At 70.6% G+C, this 15,798-nt stretch carries 14 protein-coding genes and 3 pseudogenes; 10 read left to right on the forward strand and 7 right to left on the reverse strand.

Going from position 1 to position 15,798, the window contains the following annotated elements; all coding sequences use genetic code 11:
• Positions 1-22: 22 nt before the first annotated feature.
• The 3 genes and pseudogenes from dprA to BJF85_RS04920 all read left to right on the forward strand — a co-directional run bounded on the left by dprA (position 23) and on the right by BJF85_RS04920 (position 3,273).
• On the forward strand, positions 23-1,189 hold the full coding sequence (dprA, locus tag BJF85_RS04910) for a DNA-processing protein DprA (RefSeq protein WP_075845958.1): 1,167 nt from the start codon (positions 23-25) through the stop codon (positions 1,187-1,189).
• Between the two features lie 119 nt (positions 1,190-1,308).
• A pseudogene (locus BJF85_RS04915) lies at positions 1,309-2,384 on the forward strand (tyrosine recombinase XerC).
• 70 nt (positions 2,385-2,454) lie between these two features.
• The gene (locus BJF85_RS04920) at positions 2,455-3,273 is read left to right on the forward strand and encodes a FliA/WhiG family RNA polymerase sigma factor (protein WP_369822078.1); all 819 of its coding nucleotides are present in this window, start codon (positions 2,455-2,457) and stop codon (positions 3,271-3,273) included.
• 31 nt (positions 3,274-3,304) lie between these two features.
• Here the strand turns inward: BJF85_RS04920 and BJF85_RS04925 are convergent, their stop codons facing one another.
• Complete coding sequence (locus BJF85_RS04925) at positions 3,305-3,979, reverse strand: M23 family metallopeptidase (RefSeq protein ID WP_083665950.1); 675 nt, start codon at positions 3,977-3,979, stop codon at positions 3,305-3,307.
• 368 nt (positions 3,980-4,347) lie between these two features.
• Between BJF85_RS04925 and rpsB the strand changes: the two genes are divergently transcribed.
• From rpsB to BJF85_RS04950, 5 genes and pseudogenes are all read left to right on the forward strand, one after another.
• Positions 4,348-5,160, forward strand: a complete 813-nt coding sequence (rpsB, locus tag BJF85_RS04930) for a 30S ribosomal protein S2 (protein WP_075845960.1) — start codon at positions 4,348-4,350, stop codon at positions 5,158-5,160.
• 51 nt (positions 5,161-5,211) lie between these two features.
• Positions 5,212-6,036 carry a translation elongation factor Ts gene (tsf, locus tag BJF85_RS04935; RefSeq protein ID WP_075845961.1) on the forward strand — a complete coding sequence of 275 codons (825 nt, stop codon included), beginning with the start codon at positions 5,212-5,214 and terminating at the stop codon, positions 6,034-6,036.
• A 129-nt stretch (positions 6,037-6,165) separates the two neighbouring features.
• Positions 6,166-6,921: a UMP kinase gene (pyrH, locus tag BJF85_RS04940; RefSeq protein WP_075845991.1), complete on the forward strand. Its 756-nt coding sequence runs from the start codon at positions 6,166-6,168 to the stop codon at positions 6,919-6,921.
• On the forward strand, positions 6,918-7,475 hold the full coding sequence (frr, locus tag BJF85_RS04945) for a ribosome recycling factor (protein WP_075845962.1): 558 nt from the start codon (positions 6,918-6,920) through the stop codon (positions 7,473-7,475). The genes pyrH and frr overlap by 4 nt, the downstream gene beginning before the upstream one ends.
• Positions 7,475-8,443: pseudogene (locus BJF85_RS04950) on the forward strand (phosphatidate cytidylyltransferase). Before frr ends, BJF85_RS04950 begins: the two are co-directional and overlap by 1 nt.
• 66 nt (positions 8,444-8,509) lie before the next feature.
• Here the strand turns inward: BJF85_RS04950 and BJF85_RS04955 are convergent.
• A pseudogene (locus BJF85_RS04955) lies at positions 8,510-9,352 on the reverse strand (VOC family protein).
• Positions 9,353-9,431: 79 nt separating this feature from the next.
• Here BJF85_RS04955 and BJF85_RS04960 point away from each other — a divergent pair.
• Positions 9,432-10,256 carry a class I SAM-dependent methyltransferase gene (locus tag BJF85_RS04960; RefSeq protein WP_075845963.1) on the forward strand — a complete coding sequence of 275 codons (825 nt, stop codon included), beginning with the start codon at positions 9,432-9,434 and terminating at the stop codon, positions 10,254-10,256.
• Between the two features lie 37 nt (positions 10,257-10,293).
• Positions 10,294-11,403, forward strand: coding sequence for a 23S rRNA (adenine(2503)-C(2))-methyltransferase RlmN (rlmN, locus tag BJF85_RS04965; protein WP_075845964.1), 1,110 nt, complete (start codon positions 10,294-10,296; stop codon positions 11,401-11,403).
• A 19-nt stretch (positions 11,404-11,422) separates the two neighbouring features.
• Here the strand turns inward: rlmN and BJF85_RS29625 are convergent, their stop codons facing one another.
• From BJF85_RS29625 to BJF85_RS28675, 5 genes are all read right to left on the reverse strand, one after another.
• Positions 11,423-12,034 (reverse strand): hypothetical protein, encoded by a 612-nt coding sequence (locus BJF85_RS29625; RefSeq protein ID WP_255375391.1) that lies wholly within the window; start codon positions 12,032-12,034, stop codon positions 11,423-11,425.
• A gap of 193 nt (positions 12,035-12,227) precedes the next feature.
• Entirely contained in the window at positions 12,228-12,956 is a 729-nt protein-coding gene (locus BJF85_RS04975) for an ESX secretion-associated protein EspG (protein WP_075845965.1), read from the reverse strand.
• A 6-nt stretch (positions 12,957-12,962) separates the two neighbouring features.
• A complete protein-coding gene (locus BJF85_RS04980; RefSeq protein ID WP_083665934.1) occupies positions 12,963-14,396 on the reverse strand; it encodes a hypothetical protein in 1,434 nt (477 codons plus the stop codon).
• Positions 14,397-14,415: 19 nt separating this feature from the next.
• Complete coding sequence (locus BJF85_RS04985; RefSeq protein ID WP_083665936.1) at positions 14,416-14,934, reverse strand: DUF3558 domain-containing protein; 519 nt, start codon at positions 14,932-14,934, stop codon at positions 14,416-14,418.
• 127 nt (positions 14,935-15,061) lie between these two features.
• Positions 15,062-15,793 (reverse strand): hypothetical protein, encoded by a 732-nt coding sequence (locus BJF85_RS28675; RefSeq protein WP_222844437.1) that lies wholly within the window; start codon positions 15,791-15,793, stop codon positions 15,062-15,064.
• Positions 15,794-15,798 lie beyond the last annotated feature (5 nt).

A 15,798-nucleotide genomic window follows, 5' to 3' on the forward strand; every position in this document is an offset into this window, starting at 1 on the left:
AGGCGCCGGCGGGGACGTCGCTGTGGACGTAGCCGCGGACGAGGCGCGGGTGGCGCGGGCGTATCTGCTCGGCGTGGCCGAACCGCCCGCACCGGCGGTGGCCGCGTTCGTCGCCGAGCACGGACCCGCCGTCGCCGCCGCGCGCGTACGCCGCGGGGAGGTGCCCGCCGGCGTCGCGCAGGAGACACAGGCACGACGACATGTCGACCGGGCGGTCGACACCCTGCGGACGGCCCACGAGGCGGGACATCGGCTCGTCACGCCCGAGGACGACGAGTGGCCGGCCTGGCCGCTGCTGTCGTTGCAGATCGCCACCGGACGCGGTGTGCGCGACGTGGCCCCGCCCGTAGGGCTGTGGGTCCGAGGCGGCGGGCGCCTGGACGAGGTCGTCGAGGGAGCGGTCGCCATCGTCGGGGCCCGAGCGGCCAGCGAGTACGGCGAGCACACCGCCGCCGAACTCGCCAACGGCCTGGTGCGGGACGGCACCCCGGTGTTCTCCGGCGCGGCCTACGGCATCGACGGCGCCGCCCACCGCGGTGCGTTGGCAGCGGGCGGACCCACCGTCGCGGTGCTGGGCTGCGGACTCGACATCGCCTACCCGGCAGGCCACGTCGGGCTGCTGAACCGGATTGCCGCCGAGGGCGTCGTCGTGAGCGAGTACGCACCCGGGACCCCGCCCGCCCGGCACCGGTTCCTGGTGCGCAACCGGCTGCTGGCGGCGTTGACCTCCGGAACCGTCGTCGTCGAGGCCGGCCGTCGCAGCGGCGCCCGCAACACCGCCGCCACCGCCGGGGCGCTCGGGAAGGTCGTCATGGCCGTACCCGGGCCGATCGGGGCGGCGACCTCGGTCGGCTGCCACGAGCTGATCCGCGAATCCCACGCCACGCTCGTCGCGTCGGTCGACGAGGTGCTCGACACCGTCGGCAGATCCGGCGGCATGACCCGGACGGCCACGGCCCCACGTCCGCGGCGGGCCACCGACGGTCTCGGACCCGAGGCGCTGCGCGTGCACGAGGCGTTGGCCGAACGCGACGGCAGCGCCGCGGAACACGTCGCCGAGGCGGCCGGGGTGCCGCTGGCGAGGGTGCGCGCGCTGCTGCCCGAGCTGGAGCTGTCCGGACTTGTGGAGCGGTGCGAGACGGGGTGGCGGCGAGCGCGCGTGACCAGCGCACCCGTTCCACGAGGGTGACCCCTACCGGGTGACATCCGAACAGGAAGGAAGGAGGTCCCCAGCACGCGGATTGCAGCTTGATCATCGAGGCGTGGCGATACTTGACCACGGTCGTGCAGTACCGCAGCGTCAGCCGCATGAGTTCCTCGACCGCGCGTGGCGGGCGTCGGCCCGCGCACGGGCGCACCGACCTGCGTCGGCTGCGCGCCGTGTTGCCCCGGCCGGTGGCCACCGTCGTCGACGACTACGAACGGCACCTCGCCGCCGAACGCGGCCTGTCGACGCACACCGTGCGGGCCTACGTCGGCGACGCCGTGTCCCTGGTCGCCACCGTCTGCGGAGTCAACGACCTCGACGGGAACGGCGGTGACGAGAACGGCGGTGACGAGCGCGGCGGTGACGGGGGCGGAGCCGGTGGGGTCGGAACGGCCGAGCCGGGGCCGGGTCTCGAGGCGCTCGACATCGCGGAACTGCGTGCGTGGTTGGCCGCGCAGCGCAACGAGGGTCTGAGCCGGACCACGTTGGCGCGGCGTGCGGCCTCGGCGCGGACGTTCACGGCCTGGGCGACCGACCGTGGACTGCTCGCGGTCGACCCCGGGCTGCGGTTGGCGGCGCCGAAGGCCCATCGCGCGCTGCCCGGAACGCTGCGCCCCGACCAGGCCGGCGAGGTCATGCGCGCGTCCGCGTCCGGGGCCGAGCAGGCCGACCCGCTCGCGCTGCGCGATCACGCGATGGTCGAGCTGCTGTACGCCACGGGCGTGCGCGTGGCCGAACTGTGCTCCCTCGACGTGGACGACGTCGACTTCGGCAGCAGGCTCGCGCGCGTGTTCGGCAAGGGCGGCCGGGAACGCATGGTCCCGTTCGGCGCGCCGCCGACGGCGCGCTGCGGCGCTGGCTCGACGTCGGACGCGGCGCGCTGGCCACCACGTCGTCCGGGCCGGCGTTGTTCCTCGGCGCCCGCGGCGGGCGCATCGATCAACGGGCGGTACGTAGGGTCGTGCACGACGCCGTACAGTCGGTGTCCGCCGCCGACATGGGCCCGCACGGCCTCCGACACTCGGCGGCCACCCACCTGCTCGAGGGGGGAGCAGACCTGCGCAGCGTTCAGGAGCTACTCGGTCACGCTACGCTTGCGACGACGCAGCTCTACACCCACGTGACCGTCGAGCGGCTGAAGGCGATCCATGACCGAACCCACCCCCGTGCCCAATGACGCCGGTGGAGTTTCGGCAGATGCCGCGACGGACCCCTCGTCGGTGGCCGTGCGCGAGGCGGGTGAGCCGGTGACGACCTCCACCCGGCCGCAGGCCGAGACCGACGACCGCGCCGCAGCCCGGACGGAGGCGGACGCGGCGATCCGCACGTTGTGGCACGACTTCGCCACCGAGCCGACCCAGCGGGCCCGCGACCGGCTCGTGCTGCACTACGCGCCACTCGTCAAATACGTCGCCGGTCGCGTCGGAACGGGCCTGCCCACCCACGTCGACGTGGCCGACCTGATTCAGTCCGGCATCTTCGGGCTCGTCGACGCGATCGAGAAGTTCGACCCCGAGCGCGGACTGCGGTTCGAGACGTACGCGATGCAACGCATCCGCGGCGCGATCCTCGACGACCTGCGCTCGCAGGACTGGGTGCCGCGCGTGGTGCGCAGCCGCGCCCGCGAGGTGCAGCGCACCCTCGAACGGCTCGGCGCGAGCCTCGGCCGCACCCCGACCGACGCCGAGGTCGCCGCCGAACTCGGCATCTCCCTCGCCGAGTTGCGGGAACTGTACGGCCAGCTGCGACTGACCAGCGTCGTCGCCCTCGAAGCGCTCGTGGCCGAGGGCAAGGAGAGCGAATCGGTCGTCGAATCGTTGCCCGACGAGGACGCCGTCGACCCGGCGGCCGTGCTCGTCGACCGCGACAACCGCAAACAGCTCGCCGACGCCATCTCGCAGCTCAGCGAACGCGACCGGGTCGTGGTCAGCCTCTACTACTTCGAGAGCCTCACGCTCGCCGAGATCGGCAAGGTCCTCGGCGTGACCGAGTCCCGCGTGAGCCAGCTGCACACCCGTGCCGTGCTGCGCTTGCGGGCGAAGCTGCAGGAACACACCGGCGCCTGAACCGAGCGGTCTCGAGCAGCCCGGGCGCGGGTCACTCCTCGTCGGCGGGCCACGGTTTGAGCCGCAGCGGCCCCACCGGCGGCACGAACTCCAGCGGGTCGAGGTAGTCCTCGCCGCGGCGCACACCCCAGTGCAGGCAACTCGCGGCGGGGCAGCCCGCGTGGCGGCCGGCGATCGTGCCGATCGGCTGCCGGCGGGTGACCGCCGCGCCGGGCTCGATCCCGGCGGCGGGCGTCACCGGCTCGTACGTGGTGCGCAGCCCGCCGGCGTGCTGGACCGACACGACCCCGCGGCCGGCGACGTCGCCCGCGTGCACGACCTCGCCGTCGGCGGCGGCGAGGACCTGCTGGCCGGGACCGGCCGCGAGGTCGACGCCGCGGTGCCCCGGCCCGTAGGGCGAGGGGGGAGGATCGAACGGGCGCAGCACCTCCGGACGCGGCGCCAACGGCCAGTCCAGCACGATCGCCGACTCCACTCCGGCAACCGGCTCCTGCTCGACGACCGGGCCCGGCTCCGACGTCGTCGCTGGCGCGGCCGGATGCGCGGTGACCAGCGTGCCCAGCAGTGCCAGCGCGACCGCCGCGGCCACGATCCGGCGGCGTGCCGGCGCTGCCCACGGCGGTGCCGCGGGCAGCACAGCGGGCACCGCAGCGGGCCCCGCGGAGCATGCTGCGGCGGGGGAGGTGGGAGGCGGTTCGGCGCTCATCCGGCCAGCGTGCCGTCCCCGCCGGACCGGATCGCCGTGCGCTGCGAATCTGTGGACAACGAGGCCCGGTGTGGACAACTCGGCCCGGCGATCCACCGACGGGCGGTCCGGGTCGAGCGGCGCGGTGTCCTCGGCGTACACTCTCTACCGCAGTCTGTGTCCGCACAGGCTGACTTCGCGTGCACGTGCGCGTCCCGCCCGAGCGGGACAGCGGTGCCCGGCGGTCTCTCGGTTCGCAGGTAGGGCCCGGGAGTCCGGACACCGGCACGGCACCAGGGCGGCCACCGACCCGGTGGACCGCGACAACCGGCCCGCGTATCCGGACCCACCGTCCGGTGCGCCCAGACAGAAGAGGTGCGAATCAGGCCATGGCCGTCGTCACCATGAAGCAGCTGCTCGATTCCGGCGTGCACTTCGGGCACCAGACCCGCCGCTGGAACCCGAAGATGAAGCGCTACATCCTCACCGAGCGCAACGGCATCTACATCATCGACCTGCAGCAGACGCTGAGCTACATCGACCGTGCCTTCGAGTTCGTCAAGGAGACCGTCGCCCACGGCGGCACGATCCTGTTCGTCGGCACGAAGAAGCAGGCGCAGGAAGCGATCGCGACGGAGGCCCAGCGCGTGGGCATGCCGTACGTGAACCAGCGCTGGCTCGGCGGCATGCTGACCAACTTCCAGACGGTGCACAAGCGTCTGCAGCGCCTGAAGGAACTGGAGTCGCAGGAGCAGACCGGCGGCTTCCAGGGCCTGACCAAGCGCGAGATCCTCACGCTCACGCGCGAGAAGGACAAGCTCGAGAAGACCCTCGGCGGTATCCGCGACATGTCCAAGGTGCCCAGCGCCGTCTGGATCGTGGACACCAAGAAGGAGCACATCGCTGTCGGCGAGGCGCGCAAGCTGGGTATCCCGGTCGTCGCCATCCTCGACACGAACTGCGACCCGGACGAGGTCGACTACCCGATCCCGGGTAACGACGACGCGATCCGTTCGGCCGCGCTGCTGACCAAGGTCGTCGCCGAGTCGGCCGCCGCCGGTCTGATGGCGCGTTCCGGTCGCAACGGCGCCGCGCCCGAGGGTGAGGACAAGCCCGAGGCCGCTGCCGCCGAGCCGCTGCCCGAGTGGGAGCAGGAGCTGCTCGCCGGCTCCGAGGCCGCCGGGCAGAGCACCGCTTCCTGACCCAGTACAGACACCACCTGCGCATCCCGCGACAGAGAACGGAAACGCACGATGGCGAACTACACCGCGGCGGACGTCAAGCGTCTCCGCGAGCTCACCGGCTCCGGCATGATGGACTGCAAGAAGGCGCTGGAGGAGAGCGAAGGCGACTTCGACAAGGCTGTTGAAATCCTGCGCATCAAGGGCGCCAAGGACGTCGGCAAGCGCGCCGAGCGCGCGACCGCCGAGGGCCTCGTCGCCGGTGCGGGCGGCGCCCTGGTCGAGGTGAACTCCGAGACCGACTTCGTGGCGAAGAACGACGAGTTCCAGCAGCTCGCCGACAAGCTCGTCCAGGTCGCCGGCGAGCAGAAGACCGACGACGTCGAGAAGTTCACGTCCGCCGAGCTCGACGGCAAGACCGTCGCCGACGTGGTCCAGGAGCTCTCGGCCAAGCTCGGTGAGAAGCTCGAGGTCCGCCGGGTCACCTACTTCGACGGCCAGGTCGAGACGTACCTGCACCGTCGGGGTTCGGGCCTGCCGCCCGCGGTCGGCGTGCTCATCGAGTACACCGGCGAGGGTGACGCGGCCGCCGAGGCCGCCCGCGGCGCCGCGCTGCAGGTGGCTGCGCTGAAGGCGCAGTACCTCACGCGCGACGAGGTGCCGGCCGATGTGGTGGAAAACGAGCGCCGCATCGCCGAGTCGACCGCTCGCGAGGAGGGCAAGCCCGAGCAGGCCCTGCCCAAGATCATCGAGGGCAAGGTGGGCGCGTACTACAAGGACAACGTCCTGCTCGAGCAGCCGTCGGTCACGGACAACAAGAAGACCGTGAAGGCCCTGCTCGACGAGGCCGGGGTCACCGTGACGCGGTTCGCCCGCTTCGAGGTCGGCCAGGCCTGATCCAGCCAGGCGCATGTGCCCCGTCTTCCGCCAGTCCGGAGGCGGGGCACATGTGCGAGAAACACCGATGCCGGGGGTCTCGTCGCAGACTTCCGGACTCCTCCGACGGACGCTGAAGGGATGCCGGACATGAACGAGGACCCCGCCGCCCAGTCAGGTCGCGGCTACCGTCGGGTGCTGCTGAAACTCGGTGGCGAGATGTTCGGCGGTGGGTCCGTCGGCGTCGACCCCGACGTCGTCCACTCGGTCGCCGTGCAGATCGCCGAGGTCGTGCGCGACGGTGCGCAGATCGCCGTCGTCATCGGCGGCGGCAACTTCTTCCGTGGCGCGGAGCTGTCCCAGCGTGGACTCGACCGCGATCGCGCCGACTACATGGCGATGCTCGGTACCGTCATGAACTCGCTGGCGCTGCAGGACTTCCTGGAGAAGGAAGGCGTGCCGACGCGGGTGCAGACCGCCATCACGATGGGCCAGGTCGCCGAGCCCTACATTCCCCGCCGCGCGGAGCGGCACCTCGAGAAGGGTCGCGTCGTCATCTTCGGCGCCGGCACGGGCATGCCCTACTTCTCGACCGACACGGCCGCCGCGCAGCGCGCACTCGAGATCGGGTGCGACGTCGTGCTCATGGCCAAGGCCGTGGACGGCGTGTTCAACGCCGACCCGCGGATCGACGCGAGCGCCAAGCTGTACGACGAGATCACGCACCGCGAGGTGCTCGAGCGCGGCCTCAAGGTCGCCGACGCGACGGCGTTCAGCCTGTGCATGGACAACAACATGCCGATGATCGTTTTCAACCTCCTCACCGAGGGCAACATCGCCCGCGCGGTCAGCGGTGAGAGGATCGGGACCCTGGTCAGTACACCGACGAACCTGGAGCAGCCGTGATCGACGAGACCCTCTTCGACGCCGAAGAGAAGATGGAAAAGGCGGTGTCCCACGCCAAGGAGGAGCTGTCGTCGGTGCGTACCGGCAGGGCGACCCCGGCGATGTTCTCCCGCATCACCGTCGAGTACTACGGCGCACCGACCCCGCTCAACCAGCTCGCCAGCGTCAGCATCCCCGAGGCGCGGATGGCGGTCGTCAAGCCGTACGACGCGACGCAGCTGGCCGCGATCGAGAAGGCGATCCGCGACTCCGACCTGGGTGTGAACCCGACCAACGACGGCAACATCATCCGAGTCGTCATCCCGCAGCTCACCGAGGAGCGGCGCAAGGAGATGGTCAAGGTCGCCAAGCAGAAGGGCGAGGAGGCCCGGGTCTCCGTCCGGGGCGTACGCCGCAAGGCCAAGGAGGAGCTCGACCGCATCGGCAAGGACGGCGAGGCCGGTGAGGACGAGGTCGCGCGCGCGGAGAAGGAACTGCAGAACCTGACCGACAAGTACGTGGGGCAGGTCGAGGAGCTCGTGAAACACAAGGAATCCGAGCTTCTCGAGGTCTGATGGCCAAGGTGACCGACTACCGGGAGCAACGCTCCGGTGACGCCGAATCCGGCCACCCTCCGGACGACATGAGCGACACCGCACAGCCGAGCCTTCCCGCCTCCGCCGGAGGTGGGAAGGCTCGTGGTGCGTCCGACGAGGGGGCGGGGGAGAAGAAGGCCTCCCGCGCCGGCCGCAACCTTCCCGCGGCGATCGCGGTCGGGGTGGGGCGTCGGTGCGGCGATCCTGGTGTCGCTGTTCACGGTGCGGTACCTGTTCATCGGGGTCGTCGCGATCGCCATCGCGATCGGCACCATCGAGCTGCGCAGGGCGTTCCGCGCCGCCGACATCTCCATCACGTTGACGCCGGTGCTCATCGGCGGGCAGGCGATGATGTGGCTTGCGTGCCGTTCGGCCGCGAGGGCGCGTTGACGGCGTTCGTGCTGACGGTGCTGCTGTGCCTGCTGTGGCGGCTGCCCGGCGGCGCGTCCGGCTACGTGCGGGACGTCGGCGCATCGGTCTTCGCCGCCGCGTACCTGCCGTTGTTCGCCTCGTTCGCGGCGATGCTGGTGACCCCCGAGGACGGCGTCGGCCGGGTCATGGCGTTCCTGCTCGTGGTGATCGCCTCCGACACCGGCGGCTACGCGGCCGGGGTGCTGCGGGGCAAACACCCGATGGCGCCGTCGATCAGCCCGAAGAAGACCTGGGAGGGTTTCGCGGGCTCGATGACGTGCGGTATCGCCGTCGGTGCGTTGTCGTTGTCGCTGCTGGTCGAGGGGCAGGCCTGGCAGGGTGTGCTGTTCGGCATGGCGATCGTGCTGACGGCGACGCTCGGCGACCTGATGGAGTCGCTGATGAAGCGGGACCTGGGCATCAAGGACATGGGCGATCTGCTGCCCGGCCACGGCGGTCTGATGGACCGCCTCGACTCGCTCCTGCCGTCGGCCCTGGCCTCCTGGCTCCTGCTGAGCCTCTTCGTCCCCGCCTAGCGGTGCTCCCGAGGGCCCCATAGTCGCGTTCAACGCGACCAAAGGGCCCTCGGGAGCAACACCGCCTCAGTCGTCGTAGGGGTCGTCGACCTCGGCGCGGCCGGTACCCAGGTCGACCGGGCGGCTGGGGTCGACGATCGAGAACACGGCGCCGCCGGGGTCGGCGAGCACGGCCACCCGGCCGAACGGGCTGTCGAACGGCGGGGTGAGCACCCGTCCACCCAGCATGAGCGCGTGGCCGGCGGCGGCGTCGGTGCCGCGGTACGGGTCGACCTGCAGGTAGACCGTCCAGTACGGGTGGATGTGCCGTTGGTCGTCGGGGAGCACGTACCGGTAGATGACGGGTTCGGCGTTGATCCGCCATTCCAGGTAGTCGATGCCGTCGGCGCCGACCTGGTGGCTGGTGTAGCCGAACAGCTTGTCGTAGAAGTCGTCGGCGCGGGCCGCGTCGTGGGTGTTCAGGTCGATGCCGTTGTACGTGCCGGGCAGCAGCCTGGCGAACGTCCACGACGGGGCGAGTTGCCAGAACACGACGGGTGCACCGCTCGGATCGATGGCGTGCACGACGGTCCCGCGGTCGGGGATGTCGACGGGTCCGAGGGTGACGAGCCCGCCGAGGTGCTCGGTCCATTCGGCGGTGGCGGCGGCGTTGGTGACGGCCAGGTGCGGGATCCAGCCGGTCGCTGGTTCCGGCCGGCCTGGTACAGACCGCCGGTCTGCCAGCCGTCGAGGGTCGCGATGCTGTATTGGTGGCTCACGGGCGCGGGTCGCGTTGACGGCGAACTCCCAGCCGAAGAGTTCGCCGTAGAACGCGCGCGCGGCGGTGTCGTCGGTCGCGGCGAGTTCGATCCAGCACGGTGTTCCGGCCGGCAGGATCGCACTGCCCACGGTCGAATCGGACAAGATCACCAGTCCCCTTCGGTGTTGTCCTCTTCACTGAGGGTTAATGATCGTACGCGTCCGTGGCCGAGCTCGATAGGCTGAGAACGTGAGCCGGTTCTCCCGCAAGACGGAGGTCTATCCCAGCCCGAACATCTGGTATCACGCCGATACCTACGAGCTGGAGAATCGCGTGCACGACGTCGACGGCGCGATCTGGCGGGAGCTGGAACGCCGCGCCCCGTGGGCCGGCCGCGACGTCGTCGACCTCGGCTGCGGCGATGGCTTCCACCTGCCGCGGATGGCCGCCGCCGCGCGGTCGGTGCTCGGGGTGGAACCGCATCCGCCGCTGGTGGGCAGGGCGCAGCGGCGGGTCGACGGCTTGGCGAACGTGACGGTGAAACGTGGTCGTGCCCAGCGCATTCCGGCGGCGGACGGGTCGGTCGACGTCGTCCACGCGCGCACGGCCTACTTCTTCGGTCCCGGCTGCGAGCCGGGGTTGCGGGAGGTCGACCGGGTGCTGCGCCCGGGCGGGACGCTGGTGATCGTCGACTTGGACACGCGGCATGCGCCGTACGGGGAGTGGATGCTGGCGGATCTGCCGCAGTACGACCCGGATGCGGTCGACGCGTTCTTCGCGGCGCAGGGCTTCGAGTGCCGTCGCGTCGAGACGCGCTGGGTGTTCCCCGACGAGCGGGCCGTGGAGGCGGTGTTGGGGATCGAGTTCAGCCCGCGGGTCGCGCGCCGGGCCGCCGCGGAGACCCTGGCGGCGGCAGGCGGAGCGCGAGGGGTGGAGCTGGCGGTCGGGTATCGGGTGCTGACCCGCCGGAAGCCGACCGGGTTGATCGTGCGGCCGTCCGTCGAGGGCATCGGGAGTGCAGCACGCAGCTCGAAGGACTCGGCGGGTTCGGCAGGCATTGCCACGACCGGCTGATGCGTGATATGCGACTTGTGAGACCATGGAGGACGCTATGACTGCCCTCCCGCTCGTCTTCGACGCACCCCGCCGCGGCCTGCCCGCGCGCCACCTCGCCGACCTCACGCTCGACGAGCGCGCGGAGGCCGTCGCCGAACTCGGCGAGAAGCCGTTCCGGGCGAAGCAGCTGTCGAACCACTACTTCTCGCGGCTGACGGTCGACCCGGAGGAGATGACCGACATCCCGGCGGCGTCGCGACAGCGGCTCGTCGACGACCTCATGCCGCCGTTGCTGACCGAGGTCCACGCGTCGGACTGCGACGAGGGCGCGACGCGCAAGACGCTGTGGCGGGCGCACGACGGGACGCTGCTGGAGAGCGTGCTGATGCGCTATCCGGAGCGGGCGACGTTGTGCATCTCGAGCCAGGCCGGTTGCGGCATGGCGTGCCCGTTCTGCGCGACCGGCCAGGCCGGCCTGGACCGCAACCTGTCGACGGCCGAGATCGTCGACCAGGTGCGCTCGGCGGCCGCGGTGATGCGGGACGGTTCGATGGCCGGCGGCGAGGGCAGGCTGTCGAACATCGTGTTCATGGGCATGGGCGAGCCGCTCGCCAACTACAAGCGCGTGGTCGCCGCGGTGCGGCGGATCACCGAACCGGCCCCGTCGGGGCTCGGTATCGCGCAGCGTTCGGTGACCGTGTCGACGGTCGGCCTCGCGCCCGCGATCCGCAAGCTCGCCGACGAGAAGATGCAGGTCCGGCTGGCCGTGTCGCTGCACACGCCCGACGACGAGCTGCGCGACACGTTGGTGCCGGTGAACAACCGCTGGTCGGTGGACGAGGTGCTGGAGGCGGCGCGGTACTACGCCGACACCTCCGGTCGGCGCGTGTCGATCGAGTACGCCCTGATCCGGGACGTCAACGACCAGCCGTGGCGCGCGGACCTGCTGGCCAAGCGGCTGCGCAAGCACCTGGGCCACCTGGTGCACGTCAACGTCATCCCGCTGAACCCGACGCCCGGTTCGAAGTGGGACGCCTCCCCGAAGGACGTCGAGCGCGAGTTCGTGCGCCGCGTCAACGACGGCGGGGTGGCGTGCACCGTGCGGGACACGCGCGGCCAGGAGATCGCCGCCGCCTGCGGTCAGCTCGCCGCGGAGAACAGCTGACCCCGCGAGCTCGAACCCGTCACGTGGCGGCGATGGCGCGTATCCGCCCGGCGAGGAAATCCGAGTGGTAGGTCTTGAGCACGTCGCCGTGGGCCGGACAGCGTTCGAGTTCCGGGCAGGTCAGCGGGATCACCGCGGTCAACGTCGTGGCCAGGTCGTGGGCGGGCAGCGCGCCGAGGATCGGCTTGTCACCGAAGGTCTCGGGTCCGGTGAGCAGGTCGGCGAGGAAGCGCGGGAACCGCAGGCGCAGTAACGCCTCGTGCAGCGGAAGCTGGGCGAGTTTGGCGAATCGGCTCAGTTCCAGGCCCGTGGTGAGGTCGTGCAGGGACACGCACAGGCCGTGTCCCCGGTGCCGGATCCGCAGGTGCCAGGGCAGGCGCGCGAGGATCCGGTCGGCGAGCCGGACGTGGAAGCCGTCGGCCGCGAACGTGACGTCGAGTGCTTCGCCGCCGACCCGTGTGGACAGTCGACGGCGAAGCGCCCGCTTGGCGCGCTCGCGACGCTGCGCGACCCGCTGCCGGCGACGGGTCGGAGCGCGCTGCTGCTCGGACGGCCCTGGTGCGTCCGCCACCGGTGGCTCGGCTGCCGGTGGCGGTGCGGCCGCGTCGGGGAACTTCCTGTGCTTGCCCACGCGACTCACGGTAGGAATCGGATCGCCGCAGGTCACTCGCCTGTTCCGGTCCGTACTCGGCCCCGATCCTCACCCTGTGCGGCCGCGTTCCCTCGAACGGTGGGACACGGCCGACCCCGTCCGAGTGGCCGGGTGAATCCCGGCCCTCTCGTCGTCGGCGTGATTGTCGGGCATGGTCCCCGCCTTGCGCCTGTCAGGTCATGGACTGCCAGGTCGCCGCGAAGGTACTGGCCAGGTTCTCGGCGGTGCCGGGCAGGCAGTGGATGTCGCCGCGCCCGTCGGTGAAGGTCACGACTCGGCCGTGGTCGCGCAGGTCGTACACGGTGAACGGCTTGCTCCGCCGATACCGGTCGCCGCTGATGCCGCGCACGTAGACCTGGTGGGAGTCCTCGCGCTGGGCCTTCATGAGCCTCGCGAGCTGGGGCATCGAGTCCTGCCGGTCGGCCGCGATCGAGCTCCGGGCTTCCTCACGCTGTTCGAAGGCTCCGCGTGTGACGTGCAGCGCCGGGATGTGTGCGGGCCGGTAGGGCGGGAGTTCGGAGATGAAGTCGGCCATCAGGTTCCGCTCTTCGAAGCCGGCGAACACCGCCATGTCGCCCTGAACCTGTACAGCAACGCCCTCGCCGCCGGCGGTGGACGCCGAGAACCGACGCCCGTTCTTGCTCCAGCAGTACAACTCCCGGTTCGGCGACGCGACGACCCGCAGGGCGACGCGAAACTCGCGGGTCAACATCTCACCGTCGGCCAGGCCGAGCTCAGCGAGCACGCGGACGCAGGCCTCGTCGTAGGCCCGCTCAGCGGTCAACGAGACGTAGATGTCGTCCGCGCCGAAGACGGGCGGTAGCTCACCTAGTCCTTCGCGTTCCCAGACCCTGAGCAGCACCGTGCGCGGCACCGCGACGGGTGTGGTCAGTACGGCCATCCGGCGTCACTCGCCGATGGTGGGTGGGACGACGACATGCCCTGTGGCTGGGTCGCGCAGCACCTCGCCGCCTTCGGTCAGGGCGAAGTGCTCGTCGGTCTCCATGACGTATTTGCGCTGGTGGTCCTCGTCCTCGGAGCCCTGGCCACCACGACCGGCACCACCACCGCCCATCATGCCGCCGCCCATCGCCCCGCCGCGGCCGCCGGCAGCGCTGCCACCGGCACCCGCCCCGCCGGCGCCACCGCCGCCCGTGGGGCCGAAGCCCGGACCTGCACCGGTCATCCGGCCGGCACCACCCTGGCCACCGGCACCGGCACCGCTACCGGCACCGGAACCAGAACCGGCACCACCCGCAGCACCGCCGGCACCCGCACCGCCGCCGGGCAGACGTCCGCCGACACCGCCACTTCCGCTACCGGCACCACCGCCACCCGCCGGGCCACCGGTCGCACCGATGCCGCCCGCGCGAGGCGTGCCAAGCGGACCGAAGCCGGTCGAGTTCGCACCCGGCCCGCCGGGGCTGTTCGCGCCGGGCGTGTTCACACCACCGGGCACGTTGCCGCCGGGATAGTTCGCCGCCGGCGGCTGCCCGGTCTGCGGAGACGTGAAGCCGGACGAGCCGGTCGAGTCATTCGGCGACGTCGACGGGTTCGGCGTCGCGCCGGTCGACGGGCCACCGCCGCCAGGGTAGGAACCACTATTCACCGCGCCGCCGCCAACAGGGCCGCCACCGCCGACCGGACCACCGCCACCAACAGGGCCACCGTTGGTACCGCTTCCCGGCTCGTTGATGCTCACGACACCGGAACCGTCGTCCGAGCCGCCGCCACGCTCGATACCGCCGAAGTCGCCACCGAGCCGGTCCATCTGTTCGAAGTCGCCCTGCACGGTGTAGGCCGAACTGTTCACGTCGCCTTCGTAGCCGGAGTACATCTCGCGGGCCTCGTTGGTCGCCGCGATCGCGTCGCGATGCTGGGCCTCGACATCGGTCTGCCACGGCCACATGGCGTCCACGAAACCCGGCTGCGGCATCTCCGCGGGAACGTCGGGCAGCGAGTTCTTGATCCGCTCGAACTGCGACGTGTTCGTGGCCATCTGCTCGGAGTTTCGTCGGTAGACCTCGCTGGCCGCCTCGTCGGCCTTCTGCCCGGACTTGACCGCCTCCATCGCGGCCTCGGCACCCTCACCGGACCACGAGGCTTCCAGCGCTTGTTGCAGTTCCTGACCGGCCTGCACGGTGTCGTTATGGCCGAGGGCGATCGCGTTCATCCGGTCGGACGCGTCACTCCACTCGGCGGGGTTGCCCTCACGGACCCGGCGCACCAGCTCGTGCATCGGGAGGGACTCGCCCGCGAACATCAGCTGGACCTTCTCCATCATCAGGCGCGCCTTCGCCTCGCCTAAATCGGTGTTGCCGTCACCGAACAAGTTGCCCATCGTCGTCCCCCTCGTTTGATCAGGCCTTCGCCTTCAGATTGCTCACGATCTGCTCCATGACGATCCGCCCGCCATCACACGGATCGTTGCCCTTTTCCCTGCCGCTCTGTCCCACGGTGAGTGTCAGAAGAAGTCCGTACTCGTCGGCCAAGCCCACAACTGTCGTACACGTGAGGTCGTCCTCGGACTTCTTGTACTCCACCGCCGGAAAGCCATCCACGGGCTCGATCTCATTGAAGATAGGCATCTGAGGTTCGACGTTCCGATAGCCGCCGCTCAACCCCTCCCGGGTATTGACGTCGTAGGACAACCTGAACGCGGCCCCGGTATCCAGGTTGGACCACCGGCAGCTGGGGCCCAGTTCCGGCGCCTGTTGAGGTTCGTGCTGTACGCCCTCGCCCAACAGTTCCTTTGCTTGTTCCTCTGTCACGGCTTCGACACACGGGTCCCCGGACAGCACTGACTCCGGCAAGGGGTTCGTGACCGCTGGAGCCCCGCTGTGCGGCAGGTCCTCGCCCTCCGTAGCGCCGGCGAGGATTCACCGTCCGCGGCCGGTGCCGAGGTAGCCGCCGTGGGTCCCGGCTCGGCCTGCCCATCGGTTTCCCCACCGCAGCCGACGACCAGCAGGCCGACGGCGCCCACCGCGAGGGCCTTCAACGACCGCTTCACTCGATCACGCCTCCACCGGAATCGTTCACGTCGTTGCGCGACTGTTCGTCGGTGCCCTTGTACACATCCAGCGCCTTCGCGAGCTTCTCCGCGAGCTCTGTGTGGAACCGATGCGAATGGTCGACGTATCGCGCACCGACCTCAAACGAGGCCACGGCAACCTTGGTGAAGTTGACACTGCCAGGGTCCTTCGCCGGGGGCTGTGTGTAAGCCAGCTCCCGAGCCTCTTCAACCTGTTGCAGCTTCTGGTCGGCGATCCAGCGCGCCTTCTTGACCATGGACTCGGCACTCTCGGGGTCGAGTTTGAACCCGCCTGCGCCCACAACGCCGGTACCCACGCTGGTCGTGTCCTTCAACCAGCCGTGCTCCGTCGCGGTGCCCTTCGCGCCCGTGATCGCGAACGTGAACTTGTCCCACACGTTGCCGCCCGCGCTACCGGCGTCCTCCGTCATCGCACTGACCTCCCCGATCAGTCGTCGCCCGCACTTGTGCCGGAGCTTAGCGTAACCGTCCCACGACCTTCTGCGGGCAAAAACGGCAAACCCGCGAGCACACTCACACCAGCTCCACCAGCTGAGACGCACCGACAAAGCGGTGCGGATCCGGCCCTCGACGATGCCACCCGTTCGGGTAGCCGCGCACTGTTGCGGCTCGAGCACCTCGTATCGCAGTGCTGTGATGCGGGCGCGGAGCGTGACACGTGCGGTAGCCTCGCCGTCGCGTGACACGTGGC

The organism is Saccharomonospora sp. CUA-673, assembly GCF_001942305.1.
GTDB lineage: Bacteria > Actinomycetota > Actinomycetes > Mycobacteriales > Pseudonocardiaceae > Prauserella.

Excerpts from the sequence above, each read along its gene's own strand:
- BJF85_RS04925 (WP_083665950.1), bottom strand. The coding sequence starts at position 3,979 with ATGAGCGCCGAACCGCCTCCCACCTCCCCCGCCGCAGCATGCTCCGCG.
- rpsB (WP_075845960.1), top strand. The coding sequence starts at position 4,348 with ATGGCCGTCGTCACCATGAAGCAGCTGCTCGATTCCGGCGTGCACTTC.
- tsf (WP_075845961.1), top strand. The coding sequence starts at position 5,212 with ATGGCGAACTACACCGCGGCGGACGTCAAGCGTCTCCGCGAGCTCACC.
- pyrH (WP_075845991.1), top strand. The coding sequence starts at position 6,166 with ATGAACGAGGACCCCGCCGCCCAGTCAGGTCGCGGCTACCGTCGGGTG.
- rlmN (WP_075845964.1), top strand. The coding sequence starts at position 10,294 with ATGACTGCCCTCCCGCTCGTCTTCGACGCACCCCGCCGCGGCCTGCCC.
- BJF85_RS04975 (WP_075845965.1), bottom strand. The coding sequence starts at position 12,956 with ATGGCCGTACTGACCACACCCGTCGCGGTGCCGCGCACGGTGCTGCTC.
- BJF85_RS04980 (WP_083665934.1), bottom strand. The coding sequence starts at position 14,396 with ATGGGCAACTTGTTCGGTGACGGCAACACCGATTTAGGCGAGGCGAAG.